This is a genomic window from Methylomonas stagni (assembly GCF_050154735.1).
In the GTDB taxonomy this organism is placed as follows: Bacteria; Pseudomonadota; Gammaproteobacteria; order Methylococcales; family Methylomonadaceae; genus Methylomonas; species Methylomonas koyamae_A.
In genome coordinates this window covers 2183998-2203690 of record NZ_CP189557.1, presented here as the reverse complement: position 1 = coordinate 2203690, position 19693 = coordinate 2183998, and the positions used below count along the sequence as shown (strand labels likewise).

At 57.0% G+C, this 19693-nt stretch carries 26 protein-coding genes; 17 read left to right on the top strand and 9 right to left on the bottom strand.

All coding sequences use genetic code 11. The annotated features are described in order from the left end of the window. From ACP4CD_RS10180 to ACP4CD_RS10125, 12 genes are all read left to right on the top strand, one after another. Positions 1 to 630 (top strand): head-tail connector protein, encoded by a 630-nt coding sequence (locus tag ACP4CD_RS10180; RefSeq protein WP_426994456.1) that lies wholly within the window; start codon positions 1 to 3, stop codon positions 628 to 630. Beyond that, positions 623 to 1063 (top strand): hypothetical protein, encoded by a 441-nt coding sequence (locus ACP4CD_RS10175; RefSeq protein ID WP_426994455.1) that lies wholly within the window; start codon positions 623 to 625, stop codon positions 1061 to 1063. Before ACP4CD_RS10180 ends, ACP4CD_RS10175 begins: the two co-directional genes overlap by 8 nt. 492 nt (positions 1064 to 1555) lie before the next feature. Continuing rightward, positions 1556 to 2197, top strand: coding sequence for a phage tail tube protein (locus tag ACP4CD_RS10170; RefSeq protein ID WP_426994454.1), 642 nt, complete (start codon positions 1556 to 1558; stop codon positions 2195 to 2197). Between the two features lie 3 nt (positions 2198 to 2200). Further along, a complete protein-coding gene (locus ACP4CD_RS10165; RefSeq protein ID WP_426994453.1) occupies positions 2201 to 2842 on the top strand; it encodes a hypothetical protein in 642 nt (213 codons plus the stop codon). 25 nt (positions 2843 to 2867) lie between these two features. After that, complete coding sequence (locus ACP4CD_RS10160) at positions 2868 to 3140, top strand: hypothetical protein (protein WP_426994452.1); 273 nt, start codon at positions 2868 to 2870, stop codon at positions 3138 to 3140. Next, entirely contained in the window at positions 3140 to 3412 is a 273-nt protein-coding gene (locus ACP4CD_RS10155; RefSeq protein ID WP_426994451.1) for a hypothetical protein, read from the top strand. The genes ACP4CD_RS10160 and ACP4CD_RS10155 overlap by 1 nt, the downstream gene beginning before the upstream one ends. A gap of 1 nt (position 3413) precedes the next feature. Further along, positions 3414 to 3659: a hypothetical protein gene (locus tag ACP4CD_RS10150; protein ID WP_426994450.1), complete on the top strand. Its 246-nt coding sequence runs from the start codon at positions 3414 to 3416 to the stop codon at positions 3657 to 3659. After that, positions 3652 to 4239, top strand: coding sequence for an HK97-gp10 family putative phage morphogenesis protein (locus tag ACP4CD_RS10145; protein ID WP_426994449.1), 588 nt, complete (start codon positions 3652 to 3654; stop codon positions 4237 to 4239). The genes ACP4CD_RS10150 and ACP4CD_RS10145 overlap by 8 nt, the downstream gene beginning before the upstream one ends. A gap of 1 nt (position 4240) precedes the next feature. Continuing rightward, positions 4241 to 6358, top strand: coding sequence for a hypothetical protein (locus tag ACP4CD_RS10140; protein ID WP_426994448.1), 2118 nt, complete (start codon positions 4241 to 4243; stop codon positions 6356 to 6358). Between the two features lie 2 nt (positions 6359 to 6360). After that, complete coding sequence (locus ACP4CD_RS10135) at positions 6361 to 6708, top strand: phage tail protein (RefSeq protein ID WP_426994447.1); 348 nt, start codon at positions 6361 to 6363, stop codon at positions 6706 to 6708. Further along, the gene (locus tag ACP4CD_RS10130; RefSeq protein WP_426994446.1) at positions 6705 to 7391 is read left to right on the top strand and encodes a phage minor tail protein L; all 687 of its coding nucleotides are present in this window, start codon (positions 6705 to 6707) and stop codon (positions 7389 to 7391) included. Before ACP4CD_RS10135 ends, ACP4CD_RS10130 begins: the two co-directional genes overlap by 4 nt. 151 nt (positions 7392 to 7542) lie before the next feature. Further along, positions 7543 to 8301 carry a C40 family peptidase gene (locus ACP4CD_RS10125; protein ID WP_426994445.1) on the top strand — a complete coding sequence of 253 codons (759 nt, stop codon included), beginning with the start codon at positions 7543 to 7545 and terminating at the stop codon, positions 8299 to 8301. A gap of 229 nt (positions 8302 to 8530) precedes the next feature. On the opposite strand, the gene ACP4CD_RS10120 is transcribed toward ACP4CD_RS10125, so the two are convergent. After that, the gene (locus ACP4CD_RS10120) at positions 8531 to 8758 is read right to left on the bottom strand and encodes a hypothetical protein (RefSeq protein WP_426994444.1); all 228 of its coding nucleotides are present in this window, start codon (positions 8756 to 8758) and stop codon (positions 8531 to 8533) included. Positions 8759 to 8872: 114 nt separating this feature from the next. Here ACP4CD_RS10120 and ACP4CD_RS10115 point away from each other — a divergent pair, with 114 nt between their 5' ends. From ACP4CD_RS10115 to ACP4CD_RS10095, 5 genes are read left to right on the top strand one after another with little or no spacing between them, the layout of a single operon-like run. Beyond that, a complete protein-coding gene (locus tag ACP4CD_RS10115) occupies positions 8873 to 9448 on the top strand; it encodes a hypothetical protein (protein ID WP_426994443.1) in 576 nt (191 codons plus the stop codon). After that, positions 9445 to 13983, top strand: coding sequence for a host specificity protein J (locus ACP4CD_RS10110; RefSeq protein ID WP_426994442.1), 4539 nt, complete (start codon positions 9445 to 9447; stop codon positions 13981 to 13983). Before ACP4CD_RS10115 ends, ACP4CD_RS10110 begins: the two co-directional genes overlap by 4 nt. Beyond that, the gene (locus ACP4CD_RS10105) at positions 13980 to 14393 is read left to right on the top strand and encodes a hypothetical protein (protein ID WP_426994441.1); all 414 of its coding nucleotides are present in this window, start codon (positions 13980 to 13982) and stop codon (positions 14391 to 14393) included. Before ACP4CD_RS10110 ends, ACP4CD_RS10105 begins: the two co-directional genes overlap by 4 nt. Further along, complete coding sequence (locus tag ACP4CD_RS10100) at positions 14393 to 14794, top strand: hypothetical protein (RefSeq protein ID WP_426994440.1); 402 nt, start codon at positions 14393 to 14395, stop codon at positions 14792 to 14794. Before ACP4CD_RS10105 ends, ACP4CD_RS10100 begins: the two co-directional genes overlap by 1 nt. Further along, positions 14791 to 15111, top strand: a complete 321-nt coding sequence (locus tag ACP4CD_RS10095; RefSeq protein WP_426994439.1) for a hypothetical protein — start codon at positions 14791 to 14793, stop codon at positions 15109 to 15111. The genes ACP4CD_RS10100 and ACP4CD_RS10095 overlap by 4 nt, the downstream gene beginning before the upstream one ends. 59 nt (positions 15112 to 15170) lie before the next feature. On the opposite strand, the gene ACP4CD_RS10090 is transcribed toward ACP4CD_RS10095, so the two are convergent. The 8 genes from ACP4CD_RS10090 to ACP4CD_RS10055 form a co-directional block, all read right to left on the bottom strand. Continuing rightward, positions 15171 to 15860, bottom strand: coding sequence for a hypothetical protein (locus ACP4CD_RS10090; protein WP_426994438.1), 690 nt, complete (start codon positions 15858 to 15860; stop codon positions 15171 to 15173). Positions 15861 to 15945: 85 nt separating this feature from the next. Then, positions 15946 to 16119 (bottom strand): hypothetical protein, encoded by a 174-nt coding sequence (locus ACP4CD_RS10085; protein WP_426994437.1) that lies wholly within the window; start codon positions 16117 to 16119, stop codon positions 15946 to 15948. A gap of 26 nt (positions 16120 to 16145) precedes the next feature. Further along, the gene (locus tag ACP4CD_RS10080) at positions 16146 to 16388 is read right to left on the bottom strand and encodes a hypothetical protein (protein ID WP_426994436.1); all 243 of its coding nucleotides are present in this window, start codon (positions 16386 to 16388) and stop codon (positions 16146 to 16148) included. 72 nt (positions 16389 to 16460) lie between these two features. Then, positions 16461 to 16628, bottom strand: coding sequence for a hypothetical protein (locus tag ACP4CD_RS10075; protein WP_426994435.1), 168 nt, complete (start codon positions 16626 to 16628; stop codon positions 16461 to 16463). A 287-nt stretch (positions 16629 to 16915) separates the two neighbouring features. Beyond that, positions 16916 to 17149 carry a hypothetical protein gene (locus tag ACP4CD_RS10070; protein ID WP_426994434.1) on the bottom strand — a complete coding sequence of 78 codons (234 nt, stop codon included), beginning with the start codon at positions 17147 to 17149 and terminating at the stop codon, positions 16916 to 16918. A gap of 104 nt (positions 17150 to 17253) precedes the next feature. Further along, positions 17254 to 17505, bottom strand: a complete 252-nt coding sequence (locus ACP4CD_RS10065; protein WP_426994433.1) for a hypothetical protein — start codon at positions 17503 to 17505, stop codon at positions 17254 to 17256. A gap of 429 nt (positions 17506 to 17934) precedes the next feature. Continuing rightward, complete coding sequence (locus ACP4CD_RS10060) at positions 17935 to 18246, bottom strand: hypothetical protein (RefSeq protein WP_426994432.1); 312 nt, start codon at positions 18244 to 18246, stop codon at positions 17935 to 17937. A 959-nt stretch (positions 18247 to 19205) separates the two neighbouring features. Beyond that, positions 19206 to 19631, bottom strand: coding sequence for a hypothetical protein (locus ACP4CD_RS10055; protein WP_426994431.1), 426 nt, complete (start codon positions 19629 to 19631; stop codon positions 19206 to 19208). Between the last annotated feature and the right edge of the window lie 62 nt (positions 19632 to 19693).

Here is a 19693-nt window from a genome sequence, read left to right as displayed (position 1 = left end):
ATGCCCATCAAAACCCCACCCACCGCCGAGCCGCTCACGCTCGACGAACTACGCGCGCACCTCGGCATGAACACCGTCGATTTCACCGCCGCACAGGATAACCTGGAAGTCTTGCTGACGACGGCGCGCTTACTGGCCGAGTCCAACGAGGGCGCGAATTTCGCAATTGTCAGCCAAACCTGGGTCGGCCATTTCGATCAGTTTCCGGGCCGCGCCTGCGGTGCCTATCCGCGCGACACGCTCGGCGGGCGGGTGCCGTATCAAATCGACCTGCGTTCGCCGCTGCAATCGGTCACCAGCATTACTTATTTGGATACCAACGGCACCCGGCAAACCCTGGAGAGCAGCGAATACGCGGTGGATGTTGTCATGTGCCGGGTGATACCGGCCTACGGCAAGACCTGGCCCGATGCGCGGACGTTTCCCGGATCGGTGCAGGTCGAATATGTTTGCGGTTTCGGCAATCAGTCAGCGGTGCCGGAAGACATTAAAAGCGCGATCAAGCTGATGGTCGGCCAAAATTGGCGCTATCAAAGCACGATCGAAAGTGGATTTCGGCCGCTGGATATGCCCAACGCCTCTAAGCAGTTGCTGAGCGGCTACAAGGATTACAGGCCGCTGCATGCATAAGCGCCGCGCGATACTCACCGCGCTGAAAGCACAAATCGACGCGATTGCCGCCACGCCGTTTGGCGCGGCGTGCAAGATTCAGCGGGTGCCGCCAGCTCAGAATGCCATGCCGACAGTCACGCTGTTTTCGGAATCTGAAACCGTCGAGCATACCACGATAGATGCCGCGCCCAGGCCGCAAAGCCGCGCGTTGACCATATCGGTCAATGTGTGGCTGCGCGGCGGATCGGACCCGGCCGACGGCCAGGATGCCGAAATCAAAATGGACGATTACGCCGAGCTGGTCGAGCAAACCCTGGCTAAGCCCGCCGGGGTCGACGATCTGCGTTTGGTCTCAACCGAATACCGCGAAGACGACGCTGATCCGGATACCTACGTCGTGGCGTTAACCTATGTCGTCGATTACCGCACTACCGAACGAAATCCGTTTTAAGGAGCGCAGATGGAATACGTTGAGTTTGTAGATGTAACGACAATCCATGATCAAGTAAGGCGAGTGGTTCCTGCTCAGGTTGTCAAGATTGTAGATGATCCCATTCCGTCTAGTCGTGTCAGTTATCCTGGCACAGTAGAAGCAATTGAGCCAAAAATTAAGTCAGTTAAGTTAGAGGCGGTTGCGGGGTTGCCTGGCGTAATCCGAATAGGGTGGCAGTGAATATTGCAGCGCAACAGTCGTCGATTACCGCACTGCCGAACGAAATCCAGTTTAAAAAGGCGTTTGGCGCCTGCTTGTAATTGCGCACGGATCGTAATTACTAAGCTCAATACGATAACTCAAGCGGCAAATACCCATGCGCCAGCAGTTATCCGCCAGCAGCCCGCATGCGCGGGTTATTACGCCCCGATATATTCGGGGGGTTTTCATGGCACGTCGTGATGATGTTGCCGCCACCGCGTGAGCGGTGTCTCTTAGCGAGAAACCACTATGTCCCAAGCTCCCATCTGGACAGGCGTCAGCGTGTTCATGCAAAGCGCGATCGCCGGCGCAAAAACCGTCACCGGCATCACAAAGGCCAACCCCGGCGTCGCCGCCGCCACTGCCAACGGCTATAGCAATGGCGATTATGTCTTGCTGCTTGCGCAAGGCATGAAAGAAGTCAATAACAGGATGTTTCGCGTTAGCGGCGCGGCAACCGATTCGTTTAGTCTGGAGGGCGAAGACACCACCGGCTACTCGACGTTTTCCAGCGGATCGGCGCAAAAAGTCACGTTCGGCAACACCTTCAGCAACTTCGCCAGTGTCTCGGTCAGCGGTGGCGAGCCGGATAAAATCGACGCCACTACCATTCACGACACGATCAAAAAAATCAGGTACGGCATGTTTTCAGCGATCGAGTTCGCGATTCAAGCGCAATGGAATTTGAGCGACGCCGGCTTTCAGGCCGCAATCGCCGCGTCCAAGCTTAAAGCCGAGCGCGCCTTCATGTTTGTGTTCGAGTCCGGCGAACGGATGGTGTTCAACGGCACCGTTTCGGCGTCCGGCGTGCCGACCGGTTCCACCGGTCAAATCGCGGTGTCGCCAATCGGCATTTCCGTTAATGGCGTGCCAACCTATTACAGTAGCTAAGCTATGGCCGACATCCTACAAAAAATGCGTGCCGCCCGGCAGCGGGTGGTGGACATCGACGGCCACAAAATCACCATCCGCCGGCCGACGCCGATGGAATGGCTGGCGGTGCCGGATTATGCCTCGGCCGAATTTCCGGACACGGCCGGCATGGATGACGACCAAGCGCGAGCGGCGCGACAAGCCTGGTTTTCCCAACAAATCGACCTCAATTTGAGTGCCTGGCGCGAGTTTGCCTGGCATGTCGCGCTGGGTTTTGCCGACGCCTGGGATTTGCGGGAAATCGATTTGATCCCCGGCGGTGTGCCGGAGCCGGTCGCGTTATCGCCGGACGTGCTGCGGGAATGGTTATCGGATCGGCCGGCGGCGCTGAATGCGCTGGCCGTGGCAGTGCTTAGCGCGTGGTGGGAGTATCAAGGCCAGCGCGAGGCCGACCAAAAAAGTAGCCGCTTGGTTTGGGGCGCAAGCCCTGGCCAAGCTGACCAAACAAGCCGCGCAACCGCCGCCGGCGGAACTGATCATCATCGGCGAGGCGCTGGCGCTGATGGGCGGCGTCATCGACTGGGACGCGTTGCCGATCGTCTGCGGCATGCTAGGCCTGGACGACATCGAGCGGGCGATATATCAATTGCGGGCCGTCATTGATGCCCGCCAAAAATAGGGGAAAGTCATGGAGTTAGCCATTTTCATCGTCACCGGCTTTGCCGGGCTTACCGCGCATTGGTTCAAGCGCTGGGCGCGCGGCCAAACCGAGGCCGGCTTTGCCGATTACATGCTGACCCACAAGCGCTACACCGTCGCGTCGGTGTGCAGCATGATCGGTGCGATTGCCGGGCTGTATCTGGCCGGGGATGTCGAGCTGTCGCAATCCAGCGCCGCGCTGGCCTTCATGGCCGGCTACAACATCGATTCGGCCGTCAATAAATCGCCGGAGGATATTTAATGTTGCAACTATACATTGTCGCCGGCCTGGCCGCGTTAATCCTCGGCCTGTTGGGCTTGGTCAAGGTCAAATCGGCGCAACGCGCCGCCGAAGCCGCCAGCCGCCAGGCCGCCGAACAGCGGGCCGCTATCGCCGAGCAAGCCGTCGCGCAAACCGATAAGACCGCCAGCGCCGTGCAGCGGATGGGCGAAGCGTTGGCCGAGCAACATCGCGCCGAACAAGTCGCGGTCGCCGCCGGCCGCCGCGACCAGTTTGATACGGATGGGTTTTAGCATGCGCTGGTTATGCCTGGCGCTATTGCTGACCGGCTGCGCGCCGGAAATCCGCACCGTCACCGTGCCGGCGGTGTTGCACCGGCCGGCCCGGCCGGTATTGCCCAAAGTGTCCGCCGCCGAGCTGGAGTGTGTGGCGGTGGATGTGTACCAACGCTTGTACGATCGACAGCGCTTAATCACGGATTACGCGGTCACGCTGGAAACCATTATCGACAGCACCCAGCCGGAGCCGGCGCATGAATAGCGCGATCGAAGTCAAGGGGCTGGCTGAAGTCAAGGCCGCGCTGTCGCAATTAACGCCTAAGCTCGCCGAGCGATTAACCCGCATTGCATTGCGCCAGGGTGCCAACTACATGGCCAAGCAAATCCGCGCGGCGGCACCGATCAAGACCGGCCGGCTGCGCAAAGCGGTGAAAGTGCGCACCTCAAAAATCAACCGGCTGCAAAAAAATGGCCGGGTTGGGGTGTTTGTGTCGGTGTATCCCGGCAAATCGCGCAAGGACCCCAAAGGCGCGTGGTATGGCAAGTTTGTCGAGAATGGCTACAACCGGGGCAGCCAGCAAGTCACCGGTCGGCAGGCGGTCACGCTGGGCGTGATAACTAAAAAGCAGCTCGATCAAAAAAAGGCATTGGTCGCCAGCCGCCGCCGCTTCGGCCGGGTTAAGCAAGGCATCCGTTACCGCTACGGCGGCCAAGCGGTCGCCGGACAACATTTCGTGCGGGACACGTTTAACGCCCGCGCCGAGCAAGCCGCCGATTTAATTGTGCAGTCCGCGAATGTCGTCATGGACAGCATCACCCGCGAACTTAAGCTAAGGAGATAACATGGCACAAGGGATAACGGTCGATATGACCGCCAATTTAGTTAAATTTGAGGGACAGATAGACAAAGGCTTGGAGTTGTTGGACAAATTCCAATCCAAGGCGGAACGGATTGGCACGAAGATCGACCGATCATTATCGGCGATCGGCGTGGGGTTGTCGGTGGGCGGGCTGGCGGCATTTGTCAAAACCGGGCTAGACGCGGTCGATGCGCTCAATGATCTGTCCGACCGGACCGGGATCGCCGTTGAAAAGCTGGCTGGTTTTGACTACGCGGCTAAGCTGGGTGATACCTCGGTCGAGGCGATGGCGACATCGCTGAATAAATTGTCCGTGAACATTGGCAAAAATGGCGATGATTTCAAAAAAATAGGTATTGATGCCAAAGACCCGCTGGATGCGTTCGCGCAATTGGCTGATCAATATGTCGCGATTCAGGACCAGCAAACCAGGGCTGCTTTTGGCGCCGCCGCGCTGGGTAAGGCTTATGCGGAAATGGCACCGCTATTGATGCGCGGCGGCGATGGGTTTCGAGCGCTGATTAAAGACGGACAAGAAATGTCGCGTGTCACGGCTGAGCAGGCCAAGCAGGCGGGCGACTTTAACGACACGCTGGATGAGTTAGCCGCGCGATCGGTGGGTTTTCGTAGCAAAGCAGCGGTATCAATATTAGAGCCGTTGGTATCGATTGGCGATGCGTTGGAAAAAGACATCGCAAAATTCGGTTTGCTTGAGGGCGCGCTGAGAGGGGTAAGTGACGGGTACAAAAATTTTGCATTGTCCGGCACCGGTAGCGGATTATCGCAGGGCTTGGATGACATCAATCGGAAAATCGCCGAACAAAAAATTAAATTATCTGAGCTGCGGCGTGGTGAGCTGCAAGGTGGTGCCGCGCGTGAAATTGCCGAAAACGATACGCTAAACCGCTTGCTGGCCGAGCGCGTGGGCATCGAAGAAAAGCTCAGCGCGTCTCGTCGTCAACAAAGCGTTGATCCGGCGGCGAAAGCATTCGATGAAGCGCTGGCCCGGCAATTTATCGCTAAATTTCAAGACGAAAGCCATGCCGCAAAGTCCGCCGAATCCGCTGCCAAACAAGCCGCCAAGGCCGAGAAAACCCGGAGTAAATCGGTAGCGGAAACCATTGCCGCATTGGAACTCGATATCGCCATTTCCAAACTGTCCGCCGACCAGCAGCGCCAGGCGATAGAACTGTCCAACGTACTGAAAAACGCCAAAGGCGGCGAAGTCGATATTCTCACCAACCTAGTCGAGGCTAAATACGCGAATATCGCGGTGGACAAGCGTCAACAAGAGCAGTGGGATCAAATGATCGACGATGCGAATGCATACTACGACTTGCGCAAAGCGATTGGCGAGTTCGAGCGATCCAACAGCATCGGCACCGACGGATTGAATAATCTAATCGGCCAAACCCAGGACTTATTAAAATTCGGCGCGATCGACGAAAAACAAGCGAAAGCAGCTTACGATCAACTTGGCAAGGCTTACAACGACGGCTTTATCGATCCGGCCCTGTCCGGCACCGACCAATTGAGCCAATTCGCCGTGCAAGCCGCGCATAACATCGAGTCATCGTTTGCATCGTTCATCAGAAATACCGGAAATGGCTTCGATGATTTAGAAGCGAGTTTTGCCGACACGTTGGCCACGATGGCGTCCAACTGGGCTGCATCCAGACTTGGCGATTTATTGCTTGGCAAGAACTTCGGCACCGATAAAGCCAGTGGCGATGGATTGATTCAAGCGGGCGCTGCAATTGTCGGTAGCTTATTCCACGACGGCGGTCTTGTCGGCGCCGGCGGCAGAGCCATCGACGTGCCGGCCTCGGCCTTTGCCGGCGCGCCGCGCTTGCATGGCGGCGGCTATCTCCAGCCCGGCGAAGTGCCGGCGATTCTGCAAACCGGCGAAATGGTCCTCAGCCGTCGCCAAGTCGCCGCCATGTCCAGCGGCGGCGGTGGTGGCGACGTGCAAATCAGCACGGTGGTCAACGTAACCGGCAACGGTAGCGCGGACAACGCCCAAGCCCTGGGCGGTCTGATCAATTCCCGAGTCCGCGAGGTTATCGCTACCGAAAAACGCCCTGGCGGGCTACTGGCATAAGCATGGCCGATATACCCTATCCCGATTTAGTCCACGTCAGTTCCGCCGCCGATTTCGGCGATGCGGTCGAGGTGCTGGAGCTGGGCGATAACTACCAGCAAACTGTCGAGACCGGCTTAAATCCGGTGTTCGAGCGCTGGGCGCTGACCTGGAATGCGCTCGACGACGATCAAATCCAAGCCGCGCTGGGCGTGTTGAATGCGGCCCGCTGTATCACTGCTATGACCTGGACTTCGCCAATCGACGGCGTGCAGCGCAAATACAAAGCCGTGCCGAATACCCGAAAGGTCGATAAGTCACAAGGCCTGTGGCGGTTGTCGGTCACCGTGCGCCAGGTGTTCGAGCCATGAGCTTAGTCGCCGAAGTCCATAAGCTCGCGCCGTCCGGCCGGGTTGATCTGTATTCGCTGGACCTGAACAGCATCGGCGTCGGCGCGGTGTATTATTTTTACGCCGGCCAGGATACCGACTACACGCCGATCGTCTACCAGGGCGACACCTACCAGCCCTGGTATGTGGTCATCACCGGTATCGAAAAGCGCGGAAACGGCGCCAGCCCTAGGCCAATGGCCGAGGTCGGCAACCCTGGCCGGTTTATCACCGATCTGTGCCGCGCGCATCAAGACCTAGTCGGTGCCACGATCCGCCGCCGCCGCACCCTTGCACAATATGTGGTCGCCAACGAAGCGGCCTATCGCGATGAGTTTTATCTGATAGAACGCCGCGCCGAGGAATCCTGGTCAGCGGTTAAGTTCGAATTGGGTAGTCCGGCGGATTTACCGGAAAAGCAATTGCCCGGCATGATCGCCATCGCCACCGGCTGCCCGCATCGCTACAAGTCCACCGCAGGCGGTTCCGGGTGCAGCTGGCCGGGCACTAATCCGGCCAAGTGGTTCGATCGCAACGGCGATCCAGTCGGCAGCTCGGCGCTGGATGTGTGCGGTAAGCGTCTGAGCGACTGCAAACTGAGATTCGGCGCGAATAGCCCGCTCGATTACGGCGGAAATCCTGGCCTGGGGCGGAGCAATACATGAATTTGACACCCTATCTTGAATCAATGTTAGACAGATTGCGGATCGCCCGGAATCGATTGCCGTTTGGTCGCCGTCGAAAAATGTTAAACCTGATTTGCGATCGATTGGACGTGGCGTTGTCAAAATTAGCCAATTTCGGACGGCGTTTGTCATGATCGCTCCCGCTATTCTCGATGACATCCTGGCCCACGCCGCCGCCGAATTCCCGCGCGAAGCCTGCGGCCTGCTGATCGATACCGGCGTCGGTATCAGCGTGATTCGCGCCGAAAACACACACCCGGACCCAACGCGGGCGTTTCTGATCAACCCCTTGCTGTATGCGCGCCATGCGCGGCAAATTCGCGCGGTGTATCACAGCCACCCGAACCGAAGCCCGGAACCCAGCGCCGCCGACATTGCCAGCGCCGAGCGTAGCAATTTGCCGTTTATGATCGTCAGCTATCCGGGCGGCGAGCTGCATACCTACACGCCGCGCGGCGTGCTGCCGGCGGCTTATGAAGGTAGGCCGTTCGTGTACGGCGTCCTGGATTGCTTGAATCTGGTCGCGGATTACTACCGCCACGAACTCGATATCGACATCCGCGACGGCGAGCGCAAACAATGGGGCTGGTGGGACGATCCGGCTAACGCCAACGCCTTCGTCAATGGCTTTCTCGCGCGCAGCTTCCAGCGTGTCGATGTCCCGCAAGCAAACGACATCATCATCATGCAGCTCAACGGCGCCGCCTGCCCGGCTCACGCCGCGATTTATCTGGGCGATAGCCGCATCCTGCACCATCCTAGCGCCAGTTGCCGGAGCCGCGTCGAGATGTTTGGTCAGTATTGGCGGCAGGCGACCGTGGTTTATCTGCGGTTCTGCGGAGACGCTGCCGAGTTGAGCGCGCCACGTACCCAGTCGGAAAGCTTTTGACCATTTGCCGCATGCACCCATGCAGCCTTTTCGGCAGGGGTGCAGCGGATTTGCAGATGACTAGTTGCCGGCTGCTCACTAGCTAGGGCGTTGGTATTGCCCGGCTGGGCGCCGGGCTTTGTTTTTTGTTGGTTTTGATCTATCATAACTGGGCCGGTATTTTGACGCTGCATAAGTGGATTAATCGGTAAAAAGCCGTCGAGGGAAACCAAGACGGCTTTTTTTATGGTTATCTATTTTTGTTTACTAGATCAGCTAACTTTCCTGATTCGAAATTTTCTAGCGCCATCCCTAGTGTCATGTTTTTTATAAGCCAGTCGTCAGTGCCGCGAATAACGTATTTATAAGCTTTGCCGCCGTTTATGGTCATTGTTTGCTCTTTTAAAGTGCAGCCTAGTTTTTTAGCTTCTGCTTTTAAATAGCTGAGCGTTTGTTTGTTGTTCATTGAGTAATTCATGAGTCTCTCCGTTTGTTCCTGGTTCCGCCGGGTCGGTCCGTTGTCTCTCAACGTGGGTATAGTCTCTCACACTAATAATTGTTTGTCAATACAAACGAATAAATATTTTTTGCTATGCTGAAAACCATTCGCCTATTCGGCGACCTTGAGCAGTTCAAACCCGTCTGGACCCTGGACGTAGCTACGCCGGCCGAAGCGTTGCGGGCTATCGCCGTGCAGCGGACCGGATTCCTGGCGGCTTGCGATGCCGGGGAATATGTCGCGGTGCTGTACAACGCCGCCGATCCGGCCGCTTCGCGGCAAGTGTTGAACGACAGCGCGTGCGATCCCTGGGCCGACGAAGAGCTGTGGGTCATGCCGGTGGTGGGCGGCGAGTTGCCGGTAGCCTTTGTAGCGGCGGCATTTTCAGCCATCGGCGTGACCGCCGCAAACTTCACCTTGATCACGATGGTCGTTAATACCGCGCTGTCGCTCGCGATTTCCGCCGTGGCTAATATGATCACCGGCAAAAAAGCCAACCGATCGCCGGCCAGTTTGGAACGGCCGGAAAGCAAGCCCAGCTATATCAGCAACGGCGCGGTCAACGTCACGGCCGCCGGCCATCCGTACCCGATCCTAGTCGGCCGGGTCCGCGATGCCGGCTCTATCGTGTTGTCGTCGAATTATTGGGTTGAGGATTTGCCGACATGACGCAAGCATTGGCCCTGCTGGGCGGGGCAATGGGCGGCGGCGGCGGCGGCAGTGCTCGCACGCCGGTCTATAAAGCGGATACCGTGCGCTCGCGCGGCATTGTCGAGATTGTCGAGGCGTGGGCCTGGGGCGAAATCGCCGGCTTCCCGGACGCGGACCCGCTCAAGTGCATCAAGCTCGACGGTACGCCAATCAAGGCCGCCGACGGCTCGCTAAACTTCGAGGGCGTTTCGTTCGATTACCGGACTGGCACTCAGTCGCAAGACTACATCCAAGGCAGCGTCGAAGACGCCATCGGCACCCCGGTCAGCGTCGGCGTGCCGGTCACTCACTCAACCCCGGTAGTTAGGACCATCACCGATCCGGCCGTCGATGCGGTGCGGGTGATACTCACTTTTGCCGGCTTGTATCGCAACAACCCGGACAACGGCGACAAGACCGGCACCACGGTGGACTTGCAGATCGAGGTCAAGCCGGCCGGCGGCTCGTGGGTGGCCGCCGATCTGGGCGGGCGCGGCACGATCAAAGACAAGCAAGACGGCGCGTATCAGCGCGGCTATGTCGTCAACCTTCGCGCGATCGACGCCGACGCCACCAGTTTCGACATCCGCGTGACGCGCATCACCGCCGACCCGGACGCTAACACCGTCAACGCCTTCAGCTGGGATAGCTACGTCGCGTTGACGTACGCCAAGCTCCGCCGGCCAAACGTGGCGCACTGCCGGCTGACGTTCGATACCCGCTACTTTTCCAGCATTCCAGTCCGTAGTTATGACTTGCTCGGCTGGCTGTGTTTTGTACCGCACGCCGCCGTTTACAATCCCACCGCGCGCACCTACACCGGCGCGGACTGGGACGGCACGCTGATCAGGGCGTGGACGCGTAGCCCGCCCTGGGTGCTGTATACTTTACTCGTTACCGGCGGCCATGGCCTTGGCGATCATATCGACCCGGCCTATCAAGACAAGTGGGCGCTGTACCAAATCGCCCAGCGTTGCGATGAGCTGGTCTCCGACGGCAACGGCGGTACCGAGCATCGTTATTCAATCGACGCTCAAATCATGGAGGGCGTCCCGGCTCACGACATGATTAGCCAGATTGCCGGGGTTTTTGACGCCCAGGCGTTGTGGTCCGGGACGTCGGTCTATGTCACGCAAGACGCTCCTAAGTCGAAAGCCAACTTGTATGTGCCGGCTAATGTGCGTAAAGGCCAATTTGTCTACTCCGGCAGCGGCCGCCAGGTGCGCTACACCGCCGCTCAAATCCAATACAACGACATCACCGACCAAAGCCGCCTTACCACCGAATATATCGAGGATATTGACGGCATCGAACGCTACGGCTACAACCTAAGAGCCGAAACCATGCTCGGCTGTACGTCGCGGGCCGAGGCGCACCGGCGCGGCAAACGCTTGCTGGTCACCAGCCGCCGCGAAATCGATAGCGTAAGTTTTGGCCCCAGCCTGGCCGGATTCAACGACAAGCCCGGCGATGTGATTCGGGTGGCCGATCCGCTGCGCAACAGTGGCCAGCGCTACGGCGGCCGCTGCTCGGTCGGTTGTACGGTGTCAAGCGTGGTGCTGGATGCACCGGTCACGCTGGCGGCCGGCGTGACCTATCGACTAGCGGTGATAGGCGGCGCCGGCGAAGTCATGGATAGTGTCGTCACCAGCGCCGCCGGCACGCATAGTGCGTTGACGGTCGCGCCGGATTTTGACAGCGCGCCGGCCCATGAAATGGAGTTCATCGTGTACGATCCGGATGCGATCGGCCAGTTGTATCGCATCCTGCAAATCGCCGAATCTGACGACCCGAAAAACGGCTTTTACACGGTTTCGGCGATTCAGTACGACCCGGATAAATACGCCGAAATCGACGAAATCGGCGACTTGGAACCCAGGCCGAATAACCCCTATATCGCGGCCGGCGTAGTGCCGCCGTCCGGGCTGATCAGCACCGAGGGCACGTTCGTTGATTTGACCGGCATTCATCGCTATCTGGATGTTGCCTGGAGCGCGTCCACCGATACTTTGCTACGCGGCTATCATCTGCTGGTGCGCTACGCCGGCGCGACGGTAGTCGATACCGAGATCGTCGGGCTGTCGTATCGGCTCAACAATCCGGCGACCGGCGAATATGAAATCACCCTGGCCGCCGTCAACATCGCCGGGCGCTTGTCGTCGTCGATTAGCATCACTCACACGCTCGGTGAGTTTTACGCGATCAGCGCCGTGCATGTTACCGGCCTGGCCATGCCGTCCGGTACGACCGAATTTACCGGGCGAACCGCGTTATTCAGCTGGGGGACCGATGCCGCCAGCGTGCTGGGTAATGCAGTTTATGCAGCTGGACAGGGCGGGCAGACGCCGTGGTTCCGGGATTTTGAAATCCGCGTGTACACCGCCGGCGGGGCGTTGCTGCGCACCGATTACGTCACCGAGAACGCATACGCTTACAGTTACGATAAAAACGTCGAAGACGGCGGTCCGCGCCGAACGTTTAAAGTCAACGTCCGGGCTCGCGACTTCTACGGCAACTACAGCAACTCGGCGGAGCTGACAGTCAGCAACCCGGAATCCGTGGACTTCACCGGCGTTGAACTCACACCGGGCCTTGGCCAGGTGTTCGTCAAATTCACCGAGCCCGGTGATCCGGACTACGAAAACACCAACGTCTACGCCAGCCAGACAAGCGGTTTTACACCGGGGCCAGCCAATCTAGTCGGACCCGGCGTTGGCCGGCTGTCGGCCTTCGCCGTGGCGGCCGACGGCGCGTGGTATGTGCGCTTGCAGGGCGTCGATGCCTTTGGCCCGGCCGCGACGTATACCGCCGAGTTATCGGTAACAGTCGCCGGGCTGGACGTCACGGCCATGGTCGATGACATCCTGGCCGATCCAGGTCGGGCCGGGGATGTGGTGGTCGAGGCCGACCGCTTCCTGGTCGTCAAGCCGGGCACCACCGCGCCGCAAGAAGCCTTGTTTGCGGTCGGCTACATCAACGGCGTTATCAAGGCCGGCTTGCGCGGCGACATGGTCGTCGACGGCACGATCTACGGCCGCTCGCTGGTTGCAGGCACGGTGACGGCGGATAAATTGACCGTCGCGCAGTTGTCGGCCATCGTCGCCGATTTGGGCACCGTCACGGCAGGTACCCTGAAAACCTCGGCCGGTACCGGCTGGCGGGTGGAAGTGTCCGACAGCGGCTTGTTCCCGATCTGGTACGGCACCGGGTCGAAAACCGCCGGAAACGGGTTGTTCTACCTGGATTCGTCCGGTAATGCCGTGTTCAAGGGCCAATTGTCCGGCGTGACCGGCACTTTCTCCGGCGCGCTGTCCGGCGGCACGATTAATTGCGGCGGCGGGCAGTTTACCGTCGATGCCGGCGGCAGTGCCGTCGCGAAGGCGATCACGGTCTACGATCCAGTCGGCAACGTGGTGTTTCAATCTGCGGCCGGCGGGATCGATTACAGTAAGGTGCTGAACAAGGCCGGCGACAATTTGCTGCCCAATCCTGATTTATCGGGCGCGGTGCATGCTGGGGCTATCTGCCCGGACTGGGCTGTATCGACAAGCGGCTCGCCGGCCTGGGGAGCGTTTTACAAAGACACCGCCAACGGGCCGCCATGGGACGTGACCGCGCCATTTTTGCGCGCGTACTGCGACAGCGCTGGCGACGTCGTGCAAATGATCAGTGTGAGTCGGATTGCCATCGATACCGCTCAGCCGATAACTTTGGCATGCTGGCTAACTCGGGCTGGCGGGTCCGGAACCTGTTTGTTGCGTTGCTATTGCTATGATGCCGGCGGTGCGCTGATCGACGCCTCCGATGTGGCGGTTGATATTAACGCTGTCGGCGCGTGGACGCGTTTAAGTGCGGTCTTCGGCCCCGGTGGAACGGCTTATCGAAGCGGTACTAAGTCGGTCGCGTTTGGCATTCGCGTTGAAACGTCCGGCGCGATCGATGTGCGCGCTGCCAGGTTTACCCTCAACATCGGGCCAACGCCCTGCGCGACCGTCGCGCCTTACGATCCAACGGCCATCACCAAAACCAACCCGATCACCGGCAGCAATCGCACGACGTATATCGCGGCAGCGGCGATTGGCGACGCGGAAATCGATCGGGCGTCTGTCAACAAACTGAAAGTAGTCGAGGCCGACATCGTCGATCTGAATGTGACGACGATCAAGATTGAGGACGAAGCCGTGACGGTGCCGCGCTATGGATCGGGTGATGATCTTGTGACGCTCACGGTCACGCTGCCGATCGGCACATCGGTTAATTTGATCGCGACCTGTCAGGCCACGGTCTGGGACCTGGACGGCAGCCAAACGCTGTACATCAATCTCGACAGCTCCAGCGGGACTCAGATTGCCAAGAACAAGTTTGAAAGCTACGCCGGCGGGCGATTTTCAGCGACCATTGTCGTCTCCGCTCAGTACGTAACCACGGCCGCGACAACAACGTTTGTGGCCTATGCCAACGGCGGTACGCGCACGAAGGACACAACGTTGCTTTTGTTGGGAACTAAAAAATGATCGATTATGCTGTTTATGAGGCTGAGACCGGTCGGATCGTGCAAACCGGACTGACCATTGAGGCTGAGCTAAATCTAGTGCTAACCGGATGGGGCGATGGTTATGCTATTTATGCGGGTGTCGCCGACCGGTCTACCGATTACATGGTCGATGGCGAACCGGTCGTGCGGCCGGCACAGGCAACGGCAATTGATAAGACGGCCATCGCGGCCGATGGCGTCGACCAAGCGACAATCAGCGGCGCGCCTGCCGATTCCGATCTGACTGCCGTCAATTTGACCACCGGCGACGCGGTGAGCGGGCCCATCAACGAAATAGGTCAATTTGCGACGGCCATCGCCGGCACCATTCTTTTGACGGTCTCTAAGTGGCCGTATCTTGATTGGTCTGCAACCGTGGAGGCTGTGTAATGGCGCTGGTCATGACCAAGGGAATCGTCGAATTGCGCGCCGCCGCCGCCGCACGCGTGGATGATTCCGCCGGCGCGATCCGAGCAAAGTACATCACGATTGCGCCTGGCCAGGAAGCCACTTATGCGCTCAAGCTGGCCGACGCCAAGTCGTACCAAGCCGCCGCGAATCCGGCAGACGCTAGCGCATATCCGTGGATCGCCGCCGAGGCGGCGGCAACCGGAAAAACCCCGGCACAAACGGCCGCGCGCATTGTCGCCACGGCGCAAGCCTGGATTGTCATCGGCGCGCAAATCGAGGGCGCCCGGCAAGCGGCTAAACTATCTATAGCTGTCTCGCAAACCGCAGCCGAACTGTATGCCGCCGAGCAGTCATTTGCCGCTGCCGTCGCTGAGCTATGACCGTCCACGCCGAGCGCATTAACGGGCCTATCGACGTGCTGCGGTTTTACCCGCCAGGCTTGGATTATGCGACCGGCGACGATTACGACGGCGTCGTGATCGTGCGCTGGCTGTCGCCGCATGCCGCCGAGCTGCTGGCCGCCGCCGGCCGCCGTGGCGCGAGCGGATTAAGCGAAGCCGTGGCGCATTGCGTCGCGGCTGGCGCTCGCGAGATCACGGCCCTGCGCGGTCCTGGTCATGAAATGCCGCCGCCGTGGGCGATGGTGGGGCAATCAGGCGCGTTTTCCCGGTGGCGGCTTGAGGTGTGCGGTAGTTGAGTGCCTAAAAACCCGGCTAATATCAGCTTATGCAGGCAGATTTGCCTGATAATCAGTTGTTAGGCCGCTAGGCGCAGCATCATTGCCGCCCGTAGTTGCCATCCTAAAAACTCGGTGTAGGCTGGAGGTATTGCCTCGCTCAGTTCGCCGAGCGTCATCCAGTCAATCCCGAGCGCCTTCGATGCGGCAGCTTTGTGGCCTCCGTCCCAAACATCCTTTGTCCCACGCCCGCCGTGCTTTGAGCTTCGGTTTCTTGCATGACCGCCATACACCCCAATTACCGGGCGTTCCGTGTGACTGCATTGCGGCTGCGCAACCGGGAAAGTCGTTTCAAAAAGCCTGTGCCTTTGCAGGTCGTGGCCTTGCGCTCCAAGGTCAAACATCGTGCCGCACAGCAGCACGGGGAGTCGCATTTCGCCCGCTGCCGCTTCCACATTCTCAATCACCCAAGGCAGTCCAGTCGCTTGCAGTAGTTCCCGCGTTTGCCCAATCAGGCGCGGCGCACCCTTCGCGCCCGGCGCGTGGCGCATCGTGGTGTATCCTTGGCACGGCGGCGAGGCATGCACGGCGTCAAAGTTCTCCGCTATCCATGCCGGGTCAAGCGTCAGAGCGTCAGCCACAATCACCGCATGGGGGTTGTTCTGGTGGCGCACGACATCAACGCCGGTAATCTCAAACCCGGCGCGGGCGTAACCCATTCCAGCGCCACCAGCGCAGCAAAACAAATCCAGCAGTCTCGGTTTTTTCATATTCTTGTCCCTTGCAATCGCGGCCTAACCCATCGGTGCAGGCGACCTTGCGCAAACAGCCGCGCAAGGCTCCTGACCTAGTGCGTTATACGTCTTTATACCCAGACGCTATTCTGTCGGCAATTTTGCCCAGTTCATATCCCGCTTCGGACATCCAATTATTGTCAGCCCGGCTTACGACCATTGCACGCTGCACATTCCTGCCGCGAATAATTTTTGCCGCAATTCGTATTAACCATGCCTCGAATATCGCTTTCATTTTAGCCTCAACGTATAACCCGGCGCTCAAGTTGACGCTTCGCGTTGCTCAGCGCAACTTAGCTCTGCGTTATAATTCTTGTTCAATCTAGCAAGAAGCGCACAATTTGCAATTTCTACCATATTTTCTAGTGATAGATCGGCAGTAGTAAAACAACCGTATAATCTAAAAGCAACTTGTGAAAATTCTTCCTCTGTTATTGAGCCATCTCTCTTGTAATTTTGCTCTTCGCAAAAATCAATAACCGATTGTGTAAAATTGTTTTGCATAGCAATCTCCTGACTTATAACCCGCCGCTCAACAGCGACCTCCGCTGCGCTACGGCGCGTTAGCTTTTGGCGTTATACATCATACTCAATATCAATTTTTTCACCGGTATCTCGATCAATATAGGCCACGTTAACATTGTCGCCATTAATTTCACCTTTGATTCCATCGCAAATATGCTCTTGTATTTGAGCGTGTAGGAATAGCCAGTTTTCTATTTCTGTAGAATTTTTAATTTTCATAATTTACCCAAGTTAAAATGAATAACCCGGCAGTCAACCCGACTCCGCGTTGCTACGCGGGTTACTTGTTGCGTTAGCAGTCATGTTACTCACCGCAATGCGGGCAATGCCACGTCCCCATTCCATCCTCATTGGGGTCTGGCTCAAATTCTGGTGGCCACTGCTCTTTCGGCAAAAACCGTGTGCTGCCAATAATCGAACTCCCAACGTGTTCATGTGGGGCAAGTCCGTAAATTGGCAAGCATGGCAATCCGTCTTCATCTGTGCAAAATTCGCAACTCATTACATTACCCTGCTAACCCGTCAGTCAACCCGACGCTATCGCGCGGGTTACTTTTTGCGTTATGCGTCAATGCTGTCTTTGCTATATTTGCGCACGTAAAACCTCTACCGTATCCAACCCCATGCCCAAATTTCTCTATTTCTTTTAGGGCTATTTCAAGTCGTTCTATTTCCTCGGCGGCCCACATGGCGGTTTCACTGCCATTTTTTAATTTTTCAATTCGTTCTTCGCGGTTCATGCCGACTCCAGCCGCATAACACGGCACTCAAGGCGACGCCGGTTAAGCGTCGCGGTTTGTTTAAAGTTCATCGGCGGCGCGCCTTAGTTTGGCGTTATGCGTCACTACACCTTGTTCGGCAGAATGCCAAATAGCCAGTGCAGCGCCCGCTCCTTCATGGTTGCGAAGCGCGCTTTCCCTATGCCATTCACCAGCAGTAAGCCGTCGGCCTTCTTGTGTGCGCGTACGTCAAACGTATCGAGTCGGTGCGCCATCTCAAGCAGCATGTGCTTTGCGGCGGCTTGGTGCTCGTCGTCGTTGTAAGTGAGGCATTGTGCTATGCCACGTGCTTTGTCAGTCAATTCACTTATGTTCATCTCAATCTCCAAAAACCAGCCCAACTCAACGGTCAACAACACCGCCGCAATGAGCGTTGCTTGTCATTGTTTGTTCTCGTCCGCATAACCCGCCGCTCAACGGCGACCTCCGCTACGCTACGGCGCGTTAGCTATTGCGTTATACGTCAAAAAGGTAAACATTCTGAGTGGTCTCCAAATCGCTTGCCGCAATCACTGCATGGCGCGGGCCACCACCGCCGAAAGCACTGGTAACGCAGCCGCTTTACCAGCCGGTTGTGCCTTGTGTCGCCAACCATATCGGAGTAGTCTGTGTCGTGTGCGCCGCAGCGCTTGCACGGCACCGCATAATTATTGCTAAGTTCGTAGTCTGGATCGCAGCCAAACCACCAACAAAGCAGCCGTATAACCCGGCGCTCAACCGGACCCGCAACAGCGGGCGAGTTTTGTTCAGTTTTCATAGTCTTGATCTAGCTGTTGCGGTCCGGTTAGCTCTGCGTTATGCCCCAAAAATTCTTCTCTCGTCATTTCGCCCAGATATGAAACAGCTATTAGAGCCGAGTCTCCGGTTACTCCAGCGACCTTTTTGTTTTTATCTATCATTGGCGCTGTAACTTCCCGGCCAGGATAGCCAACATAAGCACTTGCCGTCGCTTGTCTGCCAGTTTCATTACACTGTCCGTAGTATGAAAAGCAAAACCAGTGCATAACCCGGCGCTCAACTTGACCCGCCTGGGCGGGATGGTTTTTTTCGTTATTCATAATTCTCCGCGCCCAGTCGGGCAAGTTAGCTCTGCGTTAGGCATACGGTTTTGCGGTTCAACGCTGCAAAGATTCTGCAACGCCTGTCTAGTTTTTGCACAAATCGAATGCGCTTTGTAACGCTTTTTAACAAAATCAGCAGCCCGCGTAGCTCCGATTACGCTTCGCTAACTCGGACCTACGATCCTAACACCCAGCACCTTTGAGCGCATCTTGGGCACCAATATGTCGGCTTGAATCCAGGCGCCGGCTCTTCTCGTCGAGTTTCGCCTCCGCACTTAGGGCATGTCATTTTTCCTCCTATTGTGTTTAATTAGTGCAACGATTTTGCAACGCTGCGCCAGTTTTTGTACAAATCGAATGCGCTTTGTAACGCTTTTTAATAAAACCAGCAGAACGCAAGCGATTGATTTTATTAAAAGTATTTAACTAACTTAGGATTCATAACCCCGAGGTTCCAGGTTCGATTCCCGGTGTCGCCACCATTTCTCGATTCAGAGAAACTCAAGGAAGATCAGAAACCCGCAAGCTGTAAGGCTTGGCGGGTTTTTTATTGCGTTATCGGAAAATTACCGGCCAGTCCCAGAACTGCACCAATGGCGCGGACGGTGTATGCGCTGTTGCTAATGGGCAGATATATAAGCTCCTGTAATCTCTACCCTTGGCGCTAAAACGGTGACGATGCCGCGCACCAAGATCATTCACTGTAAGTTTGAGCGTTAACCTGAAGGAAGCGATCAAAACCGACGTCAGTTCGAAAGGGCGTTACGCCATGTCGCGGACACCAATTACGCAGATGGCAATGAATAACCCGTGGTTAATGTCGGAGGGATTAGTGTCGATCAAAGACCAGTGGGTACGTTGTCATTACCGTGTTTCATCTACTTGCGCAGCGGACCCGCATAGGTCTTGTGGGGAGGATCCGAGAGAAACTCGCCCTGACCCGATTGGGCATGGAATTACCAGCTTTCATACCAATACCACCATCGTCCATAAATATGTTTATAAGAATCTTCGCCCAGCTTCAGTGGTGGATTATTTGGTGAATTAGCAAAACCAGCTTTATCCATAACCGAATGTGAAGATGTAATCATTCTTACCGTTCCATCAGCCAGTAAATCTGTGACCGTCACCGTGTATAAGCCGACTTGACGCGGCGGGTGTTGAAACTCAAAAGCAAGATCAACTTTTCCGGCACGCACATGCTCCGCATAGTTTGTAAGAGCCTGTTCGCTTGCCATAAATCGAATATAAGAAAAAACGCCAAAATTCGATAAAACCAAAGACATTATTAGCGTGGCTGGTTCTAATGCCCAATAAATCCAAGTATATTTCGTGCCGATATTTTTATTTTTAGCCTGGTATTGGCGGGACCGATAAATCATTAATCGCACGAACCAAACCATCCACCATATACCGGCAATTGGTAAAGCAATAAGAAAAAAAT